This window comes from Microcoleus sp. MON2_D5 (assembly GCF_036701905.1).
Taxonomy (GTDB): domain Bacteria; phylum Cyanobacteriota; class Cyanobacteriia; order Cyanobacteriales; family Microcoleaceae; genus Microcoleus.
Map to the genome: position 1 here is coordinate 16,161 of NZ_JAUBRM010000026.1, position 17,292 is coordinate 33,452.

The 17,292-nt window shown below is 46.2% G+C and carries 9 protein-coding genes and 1 tRNA gene; 6 read left to right on the forward strand and 4 right to left on the reverse strand.

What is annotated here, in order from left to right; genetic code table 11:
• The first annotated feature begins 33 nt into the window (after nt 1–33).
• Nucleotides 34–372, forward strand: coding sequence for a DUF1815 family protein (locus QUA47_RS11710; RefSeq protein ID WP_006634844.1), 339 nt, complete (start codon nt 34–36; stop codon nt 370–372).
• Between the two features lie 838 nt (nt 373–1,210).
• Here the strand turns inward: QUA47_RS11710 and QUA47_RS11715 are convergent.
• Complete coding sequence (locus QUA47_RS11715) at nt 1,211–2,257, reverse strand: endonuclease/exonuclease/phosphatase family protein (protein ID WP_333430859.1); 1,047 nt, start codon at nt 2,255–2,257, stop codon at nt 1,211–1,213.
• 252 nt (nt 2,258–2,509) lie between these two features.
• On the opposite strand from QUA47_RS11715, the gene QUA47_RS11720 reads away from it, so the two are divergent.
• The 3 genes from QUA47_RS11720 (at nt 2,510) to QUA47_RS11730 (ending at nt 5,918) form a co-directional block, all read left to right on the forward strand.
• Nucleotides 2,510–2,989: a DUF4079 domain-containing protein gene (locus tag QUA47_RS11720; RefSeq protein WP_333285484.1), complete on the forward strand. Its 480-nt coding sequence runs from the start codon at nt 2,510–2,512 to the stop codon at nt 2,987–2,989.
• 211 nt (nt 2,990–3,200) lie between these two features.
• Entirely contained in the window at nt 3,201–5,771 is a 2,571-nt protein-coding gene (locus QUA47_RS11725) for a ComEC/Rec2 family competence protein (protein WP_333430860.1), read from the forward strand.
• A 60-nt stretch (nt 5,772–5,831) separates the two neighbouring features.
• Nucleotides 5,832–5,918, forward strand: a tRNA-Ser gene (locus QUA47_RS11730).
• A 548-nt stretch (nt 5,919–6,466) separates the two neighbouring features.
• On the opposite strand, the gene QUA47_RS11735 is transcribed toward QUA47_RS11730, so the two are convergent.
• Nucleotides 6,467–11,938 carry an AAA family ATPase gene (locus QUA47_RS11735; protein WP_333430861.1) on the reverse strand — a complete coding sequence of 1,824 codons (5,472 nt, stop codon included), beginning with the start codon at nt 11,936–11,938 and terminating at the stop codon, nt 6,467–6,469.
• A gap of 504 nt (nt 11,939–12,442) precedes the next feature.
• Here QUA47_RS11735 and QUA47_RS11740 point away from each other — a divergent pair.
• Nucleotides 12,443–12,586: a hypothetical protein gene (locus QUA47_RS11740; RefSeq protein ID WP_333430862.1), complete on the forward strand. Its 144-nt coding sequence runs from the start codon at nt 12,443–12,445 to the stop codon at nt 12,584–12,586.
• A gap of 282 nt (nt 12,587–12,868) precedes the next feature.
• The gene (locus QUA47_RS11745) at nt 12,869–14,125 is read left to right on the forward strand and encodes an FAD/NAD(P)-binding protein (RefSeq protein WP_333430863.1); all 1,257 of its coding nucleotides are present in this window, start codon (nt 12,869–12,871) and stop codon (nt 14,123–14,125) included.
• Between the two features lie 335 nt (nt 14,126–14,460).
• Here QUA47_RS11745 and QUA47_RS11750 read toward each other — a convergent pair whose 3' ends face one another.
• Nucleotides 14,461–15,939, reverse strand: coding sequence for an NAD(P)/FAD-dependent oxidoreductase (locus tag QUA47_RS11750; RefSeq protein ID WP_333430864.1), 1,479 nt, complete (start codon nt 15,937–15,939; stop codon nt 14,461–14,463).
• Nucleotides 15,940–16,139: 200 nt separating this feature from the next.
• Nucleotides 16,140–17,291, reverse strand: coding sequence for a threonine-phosphate decarboxylase CobD (gene cobD, locus QUA47_RS11755; RefSeq protein WP_333430865.1), 1,152 nt, complete (start codon nt 17,289–17,291; stop codon nt 16,140–16,142).
• Between the last annotated feature and the right edge of the window lies 1 nt (nt 17,292).

Below are 17,292 nucleotides of genomic sequence, written 5' to 3' on the forward strand. Positions count from 1 at the left end.
TAAAATACACGGTGTGGTGATAGGAGGAGAACTGTGTTTCTGAGACTTGCAGAACAACACCGTAAATTCGTTCAAGATCTGGTAATGAACCTCCAAGCTTTAGCGATCGTGCTAGAGCATCGGGGTTATCTGGCATCCTGCTACACTTGCGGGGGTCAGATGAACAGTGCCTCATTTATGGTCAGTTTGACGGACAACCATCTGATTCGATTTTTAGTGTCAGATTACGGTATCACTTGGACTGAGATGCGGGACGACCGCGAACTCATGAAACTAGAAGGTGCAGAAGCTATTAGTCAGTTACAAGAACTGGCAAATCTCGTAAAGTATCAAATCCAACCTTCGGAAGCTACTTTAGCGACGGCGCAGTGATTTTAGCGATTGCACGGTTCCGAGGAAGGCGACGCAAGAAAGTGGGTGCTTGTCTGCTAAAACCGAATCCCCAGCGAGTTAGTTGAGAGGGTTCATTTAGGTGCACACCGATGGCTGCTCAACAGACAAGGGTGCTATCAGGGTGCCTTCTAGACGGGTTAGCGCTCAGTCGATCGAAGTGAGCCTGGGCAGACGGCATACTTTATGCCAGAAGTCTCAAACTTGGAACCTCTAGTTTTTTTTCCAGAAGTTGATTCTCCCTTGAGAGCGATTAGCAAAATGTAGAAGAGCGAGTGCTCGTCGGCTGCGAAGTTAATATTTCTCCCTTTGGCATTCACAAAGTCAAGGAATTGAAATTAACTTTGAGCAGGCAGGTAGAATTTAACATCCAGAGTGAGGATGAGGCTGTGAAGATTGGGTGAAGCGCATACCGGGGGCTATCGCCTAGGGGCGATTCAGCAGTCAACTGCAAAGCCCGTAAGGCTTAATTCGAGCAATTAGTGTGTGCTTGATGGAAAACATCTTCATTTGTCTAAAATTCCTTGTTTGGATAGCCGCGAATTCCATGAGACTGTTGGCGAATCAATACTTTGTCTCCTTGGGAGGTTTAATAATGAGCTGCCAAGATGGCAAGTACGCCAAGAAGAAAGAAGAAAGAGAAACAGGGAAATAAAAATTAATTGCGGGTAATTACCGGAAATGATCTAACAGGGGTGCGACGGGAGCAAATGTGGGGTGTCACGCTTCACGGATTCGCCAACAGCATCAGAATCTTCGCCCGGAGCTTTAATTGACACTAATTCCCTTGTGGTAGCCCCACCAAAGTGTTGCGTACCCCCTACACTCGTCCCAATTCCGGTCGCATCCGCAGTTGGACCGACAGCGGCAGATGCTCTGAACCAATTGGCGGTAAAACCTTGGCTGATTTCGCCCCCCAGTGCTGAGAATACCAAACATAGTCAAGCCTCACCAGGGGAAAAGTTAATTTCCAGTTTAACTGTTTAACCAGTAAATTCAGATCCCACCCGTGAGGAAAAGTAAAGCCAAAACCCAGTCCTGCTGTTCGGAAAGCATCTTGCATAACCGCTCTCAAATAATAGTAGTCTTGAGACTGGTCAGTCAGATTAAAGTCCCCGGCAGCAATAGTCGGCAGCGTTTCTTTCTGGAGTCGCCGCACTAAATCTTGAATTTGTGCCGGTCGGTCGCCGTACTCGTAAACTGGGATTTTGAGGAAAGGCAAAATTTTATGCTGGCGAAACCAAGGTGGGGTTGTTGAAATGTTATAAAGAACTACATCTTGCTGGTTCATTCCGATAATAGCTCGTTCCTGTGGTTCGTTCCCACGGGCTAGCTTTAACTTTTGAAAAGAGCGAATGGGATATCTGCTGAGAATCACATGGTATCCGCGCCCCAGGTGGTGCGGGTATAATGCCGCCAATTTAGAGAATACTTCTTTGGCGTAATCCTCCTTAATTTCTTGCAAACAAATGAGGTCTGGTTTTTCTTCCTCAATTAGGTTGACCAAAGCTTGTGGGGATTTGTGATGCCAGCCGAGGTTGAGAGAAAAAATCTTGAGGGTTGGCTGGGAGTCACTGATGTTCGTCGGCTGGGGAGAAAAGTAGGTGACGTGTAGCCAACCCAGCAAACAGATGCCAGCGACAGAGGAAACAATCGCGAACCAGCGTTTCTTTATGATAAAAAACCCTAGAATTGGCAGCAGGAAGATTGGCAAGAAAATCCAAGGAACAAAATCCCCCATCAAGGCAATCGGCCACAGCCTGTCCCAAAAGATCAGTCTCAGAATCAGATAGCTGACAATCAGTGCTGAGTAAGCGTAGGCGAGCAGTTGAGCAATTCGCTGCAAAAATCGGTAAGGCTTAATCATAGCGCCGTCTGCAATAGCATCCTCTTACGGGTGTGGGGACAAAAAACTGGATACTGCTCAACTCAAATTAACTGAAATGGGCGCTCCCCGGCTGAGGCTAGGGAATACACTTCTCCTGTGTCCGGCTCTTTTATTTTATACAGACTTCTGGCTGGAAACAGTGATTGAAAATCGCGATCGATATATTGCTATTTAGAGCAAGTTGTTGGTTAAATCAAAATTAGCGATCGCAAAGTTAGGAATCTCAAGCAAATGATAAATCTCAGCGAACTACTAGAACCTATCGCCAGTCAATTTCGCAGTATGGGAATTCCCGAACCAATTACCCATTGGGGACACCCTGTAATGATGGGGATAGTGGTGGTGGCGATGGGCAGTTTTGTCGGGTATACGGGATGGCAGGGACGTTTGGCCGCCGATAAAGATGTCGCACTCAAAAGTCGCTCGGATCACCGGAAGCTTGCACCGTGGATGTTTCTGTTTCTAGCTTTGGGCTATACAGGCGGCTTGCTGTCGCTGGTGATGCAGCACCAGCCAGTCATGGAAAGTCCGCATTTTTGGACAGGTTCGGCAGTGCTGGTTTTACTGGCTGTTGGCAGCTTGATTTCGCTAACTGGTTTTGGGGGCAATAAGCTGGCACTGCGCGCGGTTCACGCTTATTTAGGCACGACCGCCCTTGCACTTATGGTGCTGCACGCGGCTTTCGGTTTAAAATTGGGGCTGTCTATTTAGAAGAGGAAAAGGAAGGGGAAGGGGAAGGGAAAGAATGTAAGGAAAGAAATTTTGCCCTAACTTACGCACGGGTAGCGAGAAACTGGGTTTTTTATCTAAATACACAGCGTTTAGCTTTTGATCTAGGTTTAAAAACCCGGTTTTTTTGGTAAGGAGTGCATAGGTCCCGCATAGGTTTCCCTGAAATATTCCCCCTCTAAATTACTAATTAATGAATCAAGCAACGGGTGCCATTTTCTGTCTTGCCTACATTTTGGGATTGATTTCTACAGCGGTTTCTTGGGGTAGATACGGGATACTTGCTTTGGGAATAGCGGTGGCGATCGCCATGCCAAAATTGTTGCGAAAATTTACTAAAAATTCTGTCAAAGTCACCAAGAAAAGACGCACCCGGCAAAAAGAAAATGCTCTTGAAGAACCCTTAGATACGAGGGAAGAATTGAGTTTGTTGGAGATGCTGCCGAGAGCGAAATGGGTGTGGGCAGTTGCGGGTTTGGTGGCATTTCTAGCGAGCGTTTATTTTGCAGTTCGATCGCCCCAACCGGCAGTAGATGACATCAGCAAACTGATTCCGGCTGGCGGGAACACTCAAGAAGTGGCAGTGACAGTTCGCGGTAGAGTTGTCAGTACGCCTCGATTGACTCGATCGGGTCGATCGCAATTTTGGCTAGAAACAGATTTAGTTAGCGAAATCAACGGCGGCGAGGGAGGAGCAGTTGTCAACCGCCCAGTATCCGGCAAACTCTACGTTACAGTTCCCCTGCTGCAAGCAACGGGTTTGTACGCCGACAATACGATCGCAGTTGTGGGTTCCTTGTACAAACCGCAGCCGCCGTCGAATCCGGGGGCTTTTGATTTTCAAACATATTTAGCCAGAGAAGGAGCTTTTGTAGGACTCAAAGGTCGTCAAATTGACTGGACGAGAGAAAAGGCGATTGCGGATGTAAATCGAGTTAACAGCCAAACGGCTGCTTTCTTGGAGCCCAGCGGGATGCAGCCATCGAAAATTCAAGCGATGCGGCAACGGATCGTGCGATCGCAACTATCGCAGTTAAATGTTCCCGAAGGGCCCTTAATCAGTGCGATCGCCCTCGGCAAACAAGCAGTAGATTTACCTTACAATATCCGCGACTATTTTGTGCAGGCTGGATTGGCCCACGCGATCGCAGCTTCCGGCACTCAAGTTTCAATGGTTTTGGCTTTAGTTCTAGGTTTAACCAGACGTTTTTCCAAACAATTACAATTTAGTTTTGGCGTCGGTGCTTTATTTTTGCTAGTGGCGTTAACTGGCTTTGAAGCTTCAGTATGCCGCGCTGCTTTGATGGGATTTGGAACCTTATTTGCTTTGGTGCTGAACCGCCAAGTTAAGCCGCTGGGGTTGCTGTTAATCGCTGCTACTATTTTACTGCTGGTTAACCCTTTGTGGATTTGGGATTTAGGTTTTCAACTGAGTTTTTTGGCGACTTTGGGGTTAATCGTGACAACGCCCCCGCTGATGGCAAAGTTGGACTGGATGCCTCCCGCGATCGCTTCGATTGTTGTGGTTCCGATCGCCGCTTCAGTTTGGGTGCTGCCGCTGTTACTTTATGTTTTTAGTGTGGTATCACCTTACAGCATTTTAGTTAATATTATTGCGGCTCCTTTGCTGTGGATTTTGAGTATTGGGGGGATGGTTAGCGCTTTAGCTGGATTGATTTTTCCGCCCGCTGGCAGTGTTTTAGCGCAACTGCTCGATTATCCGGCAAAGGGGTTAATTGCGATCGCCCAATATTTCTCGCAATTACCGGGTAATTCGGTAGCTGTCGGTCAAGTATCGGTGTTTCAGCTAATAGCGCTTTACAGTTTAATTTGCTGGGTTTGGAGCGGGGAAAGAAGGAAGAAGGAAGAGGGAAGAAGGAAGAAGGAAGAGGGAAGAAGGAAGAAGGAGGAAGGAAGAAAAAAGAAGGGGAAAAGTAGAGTTATTTCGCTGCCGAGTTTTTCATCGGCTTGGATTTTACCGCTGGCGCTTGTGGCGGGAATAAGTATCATAGTTTTGCCAGCTTGGCACGTTCAATCATCTTTATTTCAAGTTACTTTGCTGGCGACATCTGGCGAGCCTGTTTTAGTAATTCAAGATAGGGGAAAAGTGGCGCTAATTAATAGCGGTGATGAAAATACCGTAAGGTTTACAGTGTTGCCTTTTTTGCAGCAGCAAGGAGTCAATTCTGTGAATTTTGCGATCGCCACTCACGGTCACTTAGGTTTGAGCGCCGGTTGGGGAAAATTACTAGAACGCTTGCCAATTAAAACATTTTATGATAACAATGCTCCGAAACAAATTCACCGTGGCAACAGTCAGGAATTTATGACGGCTGTGCAATCTCGCCAAGGCGTTTACTTTCCTTTAGAAACTAACAGTACAGTTGATCTGGGTTCGACGCGGTTGCAGTTGGTGAATGCGGAGATTCCAGTGGTAGAATTCCTGGTGGGAAATCGAACTTGGTTGCTCGTCGGTGAAATGACACCGGAAGCGCAAAAAAAATTGGCAGCAACGGGAACCTTGAAGCCGGCTCAAGTGCTGTGGTGGTCAGGAAAAGCCTTGACGGCCGAGTTATTGGGCGCAGTGGGGCCGCAAGTGGCGATCGCATCTGCTGACGAAATAGACCCAGAAACCGCAGCCCAACTGCGCCAAAGCAAAACCCAGATATTCTGGACAGGGCGCGACGGAGCCCTCCAGTGGACTCCAGCAGGGGGATTTAAGACCACTTTGGAATCTGAAGAAAATCAAACTTCTTTTTTATAAAGATTTACAATCTGGCGCACTGTGCGGTAAAATACTTTTAGCTCACATCTCAAATCAATTGGAGAGGTGGCAGAGCGGTTGAATGCGGTAGACTCGAAATCTACTTTAGGGGTAACTCTAACGTGGGTTCAAATCCCACCCTCTCCGTACATCTCAGCGTCAAGCGTCAAGCGCGCACCTTATTAACCTAGGGTGCGCGCCTTATCATATTATGAAATTTAACTCCACAATCTCCGTAGCATGATAGCTGCTTTCCTTTTGGTAAGGTAGAGGCTTAAAATCTCAAGGAAACTCTTAATATCAAATCCGTTAGCATCGGAATAGTAAATTCGAGTTCACTGTTGACTGTTGACTGTTCACGGCGTCAACAGTCAACAGTCAACAGTCAACCGTCAACATCATTCCGGTGTAACCGGAAATGATATAACTCAAAACAGGGCACAAAAAAAGGGAAGAGTATTGGTAAAGCGGGCGGTTCCAAACCGCTGTCTCAATCACGAATAAAATGCGGGCAGATGATGGGGGAATTAATCTAGATTCTTTCTTTCCCTAGTCCGTAGGTCGCTAGTTCCTAGCAAAAGAACCCTTAGCCTGTTGCTCGTTCCCCGCTCTCCCTTCCCTCTTTCTTCTAATAAGGGGGCTTGATAATTGCGAGGTGGCGCTGCTAATTGCGCTAAAGACCTACTACGAACTGCTCACACCGGAATAGAAATCACAAACTCCGAACCCTGACCGAGGGAGGAATTCACCACTAATGTGCCTCCATGTTTTTCCACAACAATTTGGTGGGCTATAGACAACCCTAATCCAGTTCCTTGACCCACAGACTTAGTTGTGAATAAGTGGTTAAAGATGTTTTCCTTGACTTCGTTCGACATCCCCACTCCATTATCCTTAATGCGAATCAAAACGTGATTTTTGGATTCGCTCAGAGCAGTTTGAACCGTGATTTGATTAGGTCTGGCTTTAATTTCCTTAAAAGTGCGCTCCTTATTTGACTCCTCCAGAGCGTCAATGGCATTTGCCAGTACGTTCATAAATACCTGGTTTAACTGTCCGGGAAAGCATTTCACTAGGGGCAAGTTACCATACTCTTTCACAACTTCAATGGCAGGGCGGAACTCGCTGGCTTTTAAACGGTGCTTGAGAATTAGCAGAGTGCTTTCGATCCCATCGTGAATATTGAAAGAAACTGGTCGATCGCTATCTGCCCTGGAAAACGTTCTCAAACTCGTACTGATATTGCGAATGCGCTCAACTCCCTCCTTCATCGAGCCAATCAATTTGGGCAAATCTTCTCGCAAATACTCCAAGTCTATATCCTCAATTTCTGTTTCAATTTCCCCTCCCGGATTGGGAAATCTTTCTTGATACAAATCAATCAAGTTGAATAAATCCCCGACGTATTCTTGAGCGGGTTGCAAGTTGCCGGCGATAAAGCCTACGGGATTGTTAATTTCGTGGGCTACCCCTGCGACTAAATTGCCGAGAGCAGACATTTTCTCACCCTGTACCAATTGCAACTGCATCTGTTTGAGATCGTGGATAGACTGCTCTAATTTTTGGGCATATTCCTGGGATTGCTGATACAGTCGGGCGTTCTGTAAGGAAATTGCTGCTTGCGAGCACAGGATATTGAGGATGGCGACGCGATCGCGCGTAAACGCCCCCGTTGTGAGATTATTCTCTAAATACAAAATGCCCATTACTTTACCATGATGGAGAATCGGAGTGCATAAAACGCTCTTGGATTGCTGCTCAATGATGTAAGGATCTGCCGCGAAGGCGGTTTGAGTGCTGGCACTATCGAATACCAAAATTTCTTTTGTACGTTTGACGTAGTTAATTATGCTCAGAGGAATTGCTTTGCTTTCTTCAACTAGAAGTGATTCCAAATTACAATTTTGGCGATTTGTACAGTGTACGGCAACTCTCCACTTTCCACCTTCATCCAAAATTAATGCTCCGCTTTGTGCTCCGGCATTTTGAACTACTACTTGCATTAAAGTCGTCAGCAATTGCTCTAATTCTATTTCACTGGAAAGAGCTTGAGAAGCTTTGATAATTGTCGGCAAATCTACTAACTCCGAACTGCTGGTGCTACCGATAAGTGTTCTATTATTGTTAGATAGGGAGCATTCACTCTTGCTATAGGAGTGAATCATTTCGCTGGGATTCTGGCAAGTTCGCTCATTTTGCAGGATAGAAGCAATGAGTTGGGGATAGCGCTGTTCTAGATGGTCAATCTTTGCTTTTGCTCCCCAACGAGCGTAGGCATAATAAGCATCAATTAAATAGGGTTTGGCAAGTTTTTCTTTCCCCCATTCCAAATAGAATTTGGCAGCGAGTTCGTGAGCTAGTGCTTCTTCGTTAATGTATTCGTTTTCTTTGGCGAGGGCAATAGCCTTGTCGTACATCTCGATCGCCTCTATTTTTTTCCCTAAAACCCGATGCCGTTCAGCCTCCACTAGATAGAATTTATGCAGATGATTCATGGGGGCATGATGTGCCCATTTCTGCATTTTTTCTTGATTAGCTTGTACTCGGTCAAGAAGTTCCTTTTGCTCTGAAAAGGGAGTATTCAAGTATACCGACAGCCACACCAGAGAATCATAGAAATAGAAGATAGCAAAAGTTATCTGTCCTGTAGCTGCACCCAAATAACTTTCTACTCGCTCGATGTTTTCCAGTGCTTCCGAGTAATGATCAAATAAATAACAAAGTACAATCTTGTTCAAGTAGAGGTAATGAAGTGCTACTCCATTATTAGTTTGCTGGTGTAGTGGCAGCATTTTATCTTCGTCGTAAACTTCACCCTTTAACTGACAGGGATTTTCCACCCGTCCCATCATGTTTAAGGCAGCTTGCCAAAATACTTCTACAAAATGAAGCGGTGTTTCTTGCTTAATTTTCAGCACGGCTTCCCAGTATGTTGCCATTTTTGGTTCCAATTGCGTTAATGGCTTACCACTAAAATACGAGTGATTAATATATACGCTAATAGTATAGCCAGCAAATTCTAACTCTCCGGTTTCCAGGCCAATAAAGTATGCTGAAAGCAAAAGTTCTACTGTATTCTTGAGATGTTCTTTCCAATGTTGAACGCCACCAGCAACTATGTACTGCGCCTTGGCAGCGATTGCTTTAGCATTTGACTTCGAGACCAAAGATAAAGCTAATTGACCGAACTGATAGCCTGTATCTATATCTCCCATCGCACAGAGCAGATAAGCATACTGAGCATAAGCTGCGGGAGATACAGAAGCATTGCCATATAAGACAGATAAATCGACCTGTTTGCAAATTACTAAAGGCACTAGGGACGGCAGCGCTATGTAAGCAGAGGAAAATAGAGTTGACAGAATCCTCATAGTTGCTAGCTGATGCGGATCTGTCATTTGAGGGAGATCGATTAAATTCTCAATTTGCTTTCCGCTCAAAATTGAAGTGGTTTGGGTCAGCGCGTGTCCGATATCAGATTGGTTTGGCGAGTTGTGAAACTCTATTCCGAGCAGCTTTAACACTTGGAGCCCCATACCTAGTGCTTCTTGTAGCTTATTCTGCCCCATATAAGCTTGCATTTGCACTTCGTACACCCTCACTTTGTCCAGCAGCGATATAGCTTTTTGCAACACTCTTATAGCTAATATCTCCATTTCTGCAAAATCGCCGTTCAGATAAGCCGCTTCTGCTGCTTCCTCATGCAGAGTCAAAGTTAGTTTATACTGACTCTCCCAGCTATTTGCTGTCAGTAATTCCCTTCCCGCGTTCAAATATTCAACCGCAGCAGAATAGGCTGTAGCAGCTTTCGCTTTCTTTCCAGCAACCAGATTCAATTGTGCTAATTGCTCTTGTTCTGCTTCCTGAGTAATTAGCTCAACTCCCACATTCAAGTGGTTGACAATATCAAAAATTCTTTCTTCTCGCTCGGCTTCTGGTGTATTCTGTAATAACAGTTGACCGATTTTTAAATGAGTCGATCGCTTTTGGTCTTCTGGAATCAGAGAATAAGCAGCTTGTTGGACGCGATCGTGTAAAAAATTATATTTGGGTAATTGATCCGGGGTAATTAGTAATTGCTCAGATTGCTTCCCCTTACTGATTACCGATTCGCTATTTCCCTCTGCTTGATAAAACTTATAAACTTCGCTAATGGGTAAAATTAGGCCGTCTTGTAGTGCCTTCCATAAAGCCGATGCGGTTTCTTCTGGCGAATTTTCATCAACAATTGCTAACGTCGCCAAATCGAACTGATTGCCAATACAAGCCGCTAACTTTAAAACTTCCTGTGTCTGGGCCGGCAACTTTCGCAACTGAACTGCCATAAATTCTACAACATCATCTGTTAGTGCCAAGGTTCGCACTCGGGCAATATCGCACTGCCAATAACGAAGATAAAAATTAAATTCAATTAGCCCATCTTCATGCAAAGATTTGAGGAATTGTGTGCTGAAAAATGGATTGCCTTGCGTTTTCTGATAAACGAGTTGTGTCAAAGGCTGAGCCAACGCTGTAGAACAAGCTAGAGTATTGGCAACTAAACAATTTACATCGGCTCGATCAAGTGGTGCTAAGGTAATAGTATTCACCTTGGCTTCAGTTTTTTGAATCTCTGCTAACGTCAGCATCAATGGATGTGAGGGAAAAACTTCGTTATCCCGATAAGCTCCAATTAAAAAGAGATAGCAGTTATCAACGTCGCTCATCAGCAGTTGAATTAATTTTAACGATGCTGAGTCTGCCCATTGCAAATCGTCCAAGAAAATCACTAAAGGATGGTCTTTTGTTGTGAAGACTTGAATGAATTTTTCAAACAACAAATTGAAGCGATTTTGACCAGCACTTCCAGAAAGTTCGGGGACTGGCGCTTGCTGTCCGATAATACGTTCTAGTTCAGGAATGACTTCAACGATTACCTGAGCATTCTCGCCCAAAGCTGCCAAAATTTCCCACTTCCACTGTTCAACTTTCGCATCTGTTTCCGATAGCACTTGTCCCATTAAATCGCGAAAAGCTTGGACAAATACTGTAAAGGGAAGGGTGCGTTGAAATTGGTCAAATTTTCCTTTAATAAAGTAGCCACGCTGCCGGACAATAGGTTTGTGAACTTCGTTGACGACAGCGGTTTTACCAATACCAGAAAAACCCGAAACGAGCATCATTTCAGTGCTACCTGCACTCACCCGGTCAAAGGCGGCTAGCAACGAAAATACTTCGCTTTCTCGACCGTATAATTTTTCGGGGATGATGAAGCGATCGCACAAATCTCGCTCCCCTATGGTAAATTTAGTCAGCGCCCCTGTCTCTTGCCACTGGGATAAACAAGTTTCCAAATCAAACTTGAGTCCTAGGGCACTTTGATAGCGAGCTTCAGCATTCTTCGCCATCAGTTTGCTGACAATCTCCGACAGCACCAATGGAACGCTTTTGTTGACACTTGAGGCTGGGATAGGTTGCTTAGCGAGGTGGCAGTGTACCAAATCCATGGGGTCATCCGTTTGGAATGGTAACTTTCCTGTTAGTAATTCGTAGAATGTTACTCCTAGCGAGTAGAAATCTGTGCGGTAATCAATGCCTCGATTCATTCGCCCCGTTTGTTCGGGAGATATATAAGGTAAAGTGCCTTCAAGGACGTTGGGATTTTGAATTTCTTGGGTTTCGCGCGGCAGCATGGAAGCGATGCTGAAGTCAATCACCTTCACTTCTTTGCTGGTGGGGTTAATTAGAATATTGGCGGGCTTGAGGTCTTTATGGATGACGTGGTGGCGATGAAGTCCGTCAAGGGCGTTGGCAATTTGAATCGCCATAGGAAGAAACTCGTTAACGGGCAAGCCTTCTGGGGTTTCGTTGCTAGCTTCTGCTACACTAGCAAGGTAGTTACTTAAGGAAATTCCGCCAAAGTCTTCCATCACCAGAGCATAGCGGTTATGATAGCTCTCCAGGCTGTAGACCTTGACAGTGCCGGGGATATTTAAGTTTTTAGCAATGACGTATTGGTTGCGGAAGTGAACGAGTTCGTTGAAGCTGGGAAACTCATTTCGCAGTAGTTTGATGATGACGGGTTGCCCATTTGAAGAGCGAATGCCGCGATAAACTAGAGTTCGATTGCCTGCGTAAATTTCCTCGTTAATGTGATATCCTAGGAAAACTTTTGTAAGGTTAATCATATCTACGTATTCCTACGGCTTCTGTCAAGCCCGAAGCTTCTTAGAGTTACTATCTACTATTTTCGCTCGCTCTGCTGTGCTATTCAGTCAAGTACATTTTTCTTAATATACTTTGTGGCTCAACTTATGAAAGTGCCAGTTTAAAACAATAGTGGAAGATTTTATCTAAGAGCTGTTTATGCTTGAGTTAAGACTAAGTAGAAAATGAAGAAGGCTAAGGCTGATTAAACAACAGCAGTTGATAGAAGAGGAATTTAAGAGGCTAATCCGATACTTAATAGTATTTTTGAAACCGATGCTGGAATGCGATCGCCTATTCAATCTAATGTCTAGTTTAGCTCATAATTTAATCTCATCATTACAATTCGAGCGATTCTGCATTTACAGCAGGAAGCAGAGGAAATCGAGTTTGTGCGCCAGAAAATTGCCGATCACTTAGGAGTCATCGGATCGCAAGCTGAATTATTTGTCAAGATTCAATAACAAGCTGCCCAATTCTCAGAAGTGAATCACGTATTAAATGCCAAAGTTCCGAAGCGGAGAATGAAACTAGCCCAAGTCAATCAGGCACTCCAAGCAGAGATTAGCGCCCGTCAGCGATGCTTGCCGGCTCTGGCAATTGAGGCAGCGCCACAGGCAGTCGGCTAAGTTTTTTTTACAAGTTTTTTTTACTTTTATCGTAACGCCCACCGATGATCGTCCCGACGCTTTCCGAGATCGGTTTTCATTCCGGTGGGCTAAAAAACTCGGTTTCTGAGCGCCCCAGTGCGCTCAGGATGGGCAGAAATCTCTCAGAAAACCGCTTTCTGAGCTTTTGCGTATCCTGTCTCTTTCTGCGGAACATCCATCCTCCTTGCTCTCGAAAGGCGTAAACTTGATGCTCGATCAACCTAGGATGAGAATTGTTATCATTCGCAAATTTCACTTCTCATGCAAGCGAACTCAGAAGCCACGCCGCCCCAAATTGATTTAGCTGTAATCGGCGCTGGGCCGCACGCCCTGACTCTGGTACCACACATATTGAAAAAACGCAACAGCCTCCGGGATAAACTTTTAGCATTCGATCCGAGTGGCGAATGGCTGATCCAGTGGCGGAGGCAATTTGCAGCTTTAGAAATTGGGCATTTGCGATCGCCCGCAGTCCACCACCCAGATCCCAACCCTTACGAATTGCGGAGGTTTGCCCAAAATCGCTCCTGCGAATTGTTTCCCCCCTACGATTTGCCTGGAAGTCGGTTATTTGAGGAATTTTGCGGGGACACAATAAAAAGGTGGGAATTGGGCGATCGAGTTATCAAAGCAAAAGTTACCCGCATTCAGCCGAAATCCGGCCGTTTCCGCCTGTGGTTTGAAGACGGAAAAAGTGCGATCGCCCGCCGAGTAATTGTCGCCGCCGGAAGTGGAAAACCGCATTTACCAGCGTGGGCAAATCAAATTCAAACACAGCATCCCGCCGAAAGAATTCGCCACTCCCATCAAATAGATTTGCGAAATTTGCAATTGCAAGGAGAACAAATATTAATTGTCGGCGGCGGACTAACCAGCGGACATTTAGCAGTAGGAGCAACCGCCAGAGGAGCAACAGTCCTGTTAATGACTAGGCGCTATTTCCAAGAAAAACTATTTGATGCCGAACCCGGTTGGTTGGGGCCAAAATACCTCAAAGGATTCGCCGCCGAACCAGATTGGCATTCGCGGTGGGAAATCATTCAACAAGCCCGCAACGGCGGCTCGATGACACCGGAAATTATGACACAGTTGCGGAGGTTCTCCCGCAGCGAAAAACTGACATTTCACGAACAGTGCGAAGTTGTTGGCGTTCGGTGGGAAAATAACAGATGGACTGTTGATTGCAGCAGTGGGGAGACGTTATTGGTCGATCGAATTTGGCTAGCAACCGGCACCAAACTAGACATTGCAGCCGAGCCCATGTTCAAAGAAATGCTAGAAACGCATCCCATTGAAATAGTTAAAGGTTTGCCAGTCTTAGACAAACACCTGCGTTGGCCCGGATGCGAATTATTTTTGACCGGTGGTTTAGCAGCGCTGCAAGTGGGGCCAGTCGCAAGAAACCTTTCTGGGGCGAGAATGGCTTGCGATCGCATTGTACCGGCGATCGTCAAATCCAGCATTGCACTCTCGCCAGCAATAATTAGTCATATCAATTCCGGTTGCACCCATACATGATTGTGGACTGTTGACTGTTGACTGTTGACTGTTGACGGGCGGGTCGAAAAACTGCATGGTTGAGTGTTAACTGTTGACTCGATTTTATTATTCCGATGCAACCGGAAACGAGAGCAGTAGTCATTAGTTATCAGTGAGTAGTCATCAGTTATTAGTTAAGTTGTGGTACATTAAAATTGCATATTTCTGGCGGCGCCAGAGCAACTACACACTTATGGTTTGATTATTTAGTGACATACACTTTTAATGCTGAGTGAGCTTATTAGCAAGTTACTTTTTAACTCTGCGCTCATCATAAAAATTTCAAAAAATCCTACTACAAGCATTTGATTTCTTTACTTATTCCAATACCTGCGCCAGTGAAACAAATTCTCCCACAAATTCTGCATAAAAGTATTGCTGCCCAAGCGCTGCGACTCCCAAGCAGCAGCAGTTTGACCGTTAATTGCCGAAAAACTCGACCAAATATAAGGAAGTTCGGCGATCGCCTCAACCTTCATCCCGTGACGCACAGCCAGGGCGATCGCGTGAATCAACTCAGCAGCTTGTGGCCCCACAATACTCGCTCCCAAAATCTCCCCGTTGCGATGCCCGACAATCTTACAAAAACCAGTTGTATCGCCGGACATTTGAGCTCTTTCAACATTCTTGAAATATTCCCGACCAATAATGAGATCGTCTCCAAAACGGCGCCTTGCTTGCGCTTCAGTCAAGCCCACCCTCGCCAATTGCGGGTCAGAAAAAATTGCCCAAGGAATCCCGCGATAATCTATTTGAAACATAGGCAAAAACAAAGCATTTTTCACAGCAACCGCAGCTTCGCAATTAGCGATGTGAGGGAACGGATAACCCCCAGCAAGATCGCCGATCGCGTAAATGCGGCGATTAGTTGTTTGCAGCTTTTCATTTAAAATCACCCCCCGATCGCTGAATTTAACCCCAGCCGCTTCGAGATTTAACCATGCAAAATGATGCTGGCGACCCGTGGCCAGAAAAATCTCCTCAGCTTCGATCGCCCTTGGCCCAGCTTGAATCCACTTTTTACCCTCAATCACCCTCGCTTGAGTCACCTCAGTAGCAGTCAGAATTCGCACTCCTTCAGCTTCCATTGCAGCTTGAACCAAACCAGCAGCCTCCCGGTCTTCTTTAGCCAAAATGTGCGAACTTTTCACCACCAAAGTGACAGCAACCCCCAGCCGAGCAAAAGTCTGAGCCACTTCGACACCGCTGGGATCGGCGCCGATAACAGCTAAACTTTTAGGCAACTGTGGAAGTTTTGCTAATTCCCCAACAGTTTCCGAAGTAAAAAAGCCAGCAGATGAAAGTCCTTCTATATTGGGAATCGTCGGCAGAGTAGGACAAGCCAGCAAATAACAGAGCGATCGCAATTTCCTACCGCCCGCGACAAAAGCCAAATCCGGTTTCGCCACAAACTCGCCGCTGCCAAAAATAACATCGACCCCGCGAGCAGCCAAAACGCCGAGATCATCAATTTCTGACAAATTAGAAACAACACCCTCGGCCCACTTTAGAACCCCGTCAAACCCCAATTTGATCGGCATAGAGGAATTAGCGACTTCCCAGCGAACCCCCAACTGCTGGCGGGTTATCTGCTGGGCAAAACGAGCAGCCTCCCTCAAAGTTTGGCTGTATCTCAAACCAAGGTCGATCGACTCTTTACCCCTTGTCGGCAAATCTTGCGAATTACTTAGCGGTTCCACCAAAGCAACGCGAGCCGGGAAATTAGTTGCAGTCAAAGCAGCATAACGTCCGGCCGGAGTTCCACCAATAATCACTAAATCATAGTCAAGCATAAATAAAAAAGTCAGTAGTCATTAGTCATTAGTCATTAGTTTAGGACGATCCGCGCGCCGGGTCAGAAACCCGGTTTCTTCCTAGATACTTCCCTGCAAAACCCAATATTTATCCGAGAAACCGGGTTTCTTGGGGATGTCCGCTCAAACGACCAATAAAATCGGTTTGTCAACTTTTATTGGTTGTTAACAGTCAACAGTCAACTGACAACCGTCAACTGACGAATAACTTCGGAAAGTCCAGCAATTAGCAGCAGATTGTCCGCCCTTGAGCGCACAGCCACCCGAAAAAATCGATCGCCCAACTCAGGAAAACTTAAACAATCCCGAATCAAAATCCGGTGTCGTTCCAACAGACTTTTTTGAATAGAAGAAACCGACATCGACGACTCAACCAATAAGAAATTAGCCGCCCCTGCAAAAGGCTGCAAACCCGGTAAATTAGCCAAACCCTCAAATAGCTCTCGGCGAGCAACAGGCAGCCAATCCCAAGTTTGCCGCTCAAACACAGTATCTCGCACCACAGCAGCAGCAGCAGCAGCAGCCAAAGCATTCACAGGCCAAGGATCGCGCTGCAACTGCCACCGGCGCAGAATATCGGGATGGGCGATCGCACAGCCCAAGCGCAGTCCCGGCAGAGAATAGAATTTAGTGAGCGATCGTAAAATCACCAAATTCGGAAACTCCTCAACAGCATCGATCAAAGTTTCCTGCTCAGAAGGCGGTAGAAAGTCCATAAAGGCCTCATCCACCACCACCATACCTAACTGCTTCACATAAGGCAAAATCGCCTCTCTACCAAACAGCAAACCCGTAGGATTGTGCGGGTTGTTCAGCAGCAAACCTCGTCGATGGGCATCGATAGCAAGAGGAACTGGGAGACAGAGAGAAGGGGAGACAAGGGAACGGTTAGAAACCGACAAATCATCCGTTACTAACCGGCTTCCAGCCTCCGCGTCCAACGATTGGAGTTCCAAAGGGCATTTCAGCACCTGCGCGCCGAAAGCCGAAAGAGCCCGCGAGTAATCGCCAAAAGCCGGAGTCACCACATAAGTCGCCTCCAGCTTCGACAAATCCCAAGCCGCCCAAGTCAACAATTCCGCCGAACCATTCCCCGGCAAAATCCAATCTCGGTCAACATTCAAAGCCTCCCCCAAAGCAGTCCTGAGCTCCCCATAATCCGGATCGGGGTAAGCCGTCAGACTGCTCAAGTGTGCTTGAATCGCAGCCAGGGCCGACTCAGGAGGGCCCAAAGGACTGATACTCGCAGAAAAATCGAGAATAGCAGAGGCAGGGCAGCCTGCCACTGCGGCTGCCCAAGCTAAATTCCCACCGTGTACAGGTCTAATCAAG

Excerpts from the sequence above, each read along its gene's own strand:
- QUA47_RS11715 (WP_333430859.1), bottom strand. The coding sequence starts at position 2,257 with ATGATTAAGCCTTACCGATTTTTGCAGCGAATTGCTCAACTGCTCGCC.
- QUA47_RS11720 (WP_333285484.1), top strand. The coding sequence starts at position 2,510 with ATGATAAATCTCAGCGAACTACTAGAACCTATCGCCAGTCAATTTCGC.
- QUA47_RS11725 (WP_333430860.1), top strand. The coding sequence starts at position 3,201 with ATGAATCAAGCAACGGGTGCCATTTTCTGTCTTGCCTACATTTTGGGA.
- QUA47_RS11735 (WP_333430861.1), bottom strand. The coding sequence starts at position 11,938 with ATGATTAACCTTACAAAAGTTTTCCTAGGATATCACATTAACGAGGAA.
- QUA47_RS11745 (WP_333430863.1), top strand. The coding sequence starts at position 12,869 with ATGCAAGCGAACTCAGAAGCCACGCCGCCCCAAATTGATTTAGCTGTA.
- QUA47_RS11750 (WP_333430864.1), bottom strand. The coding sequence starts at position 15,939 with ATGCTTGACTATGATTTAGTGATTATTGGTGGAACTCCGGCCGGACGT.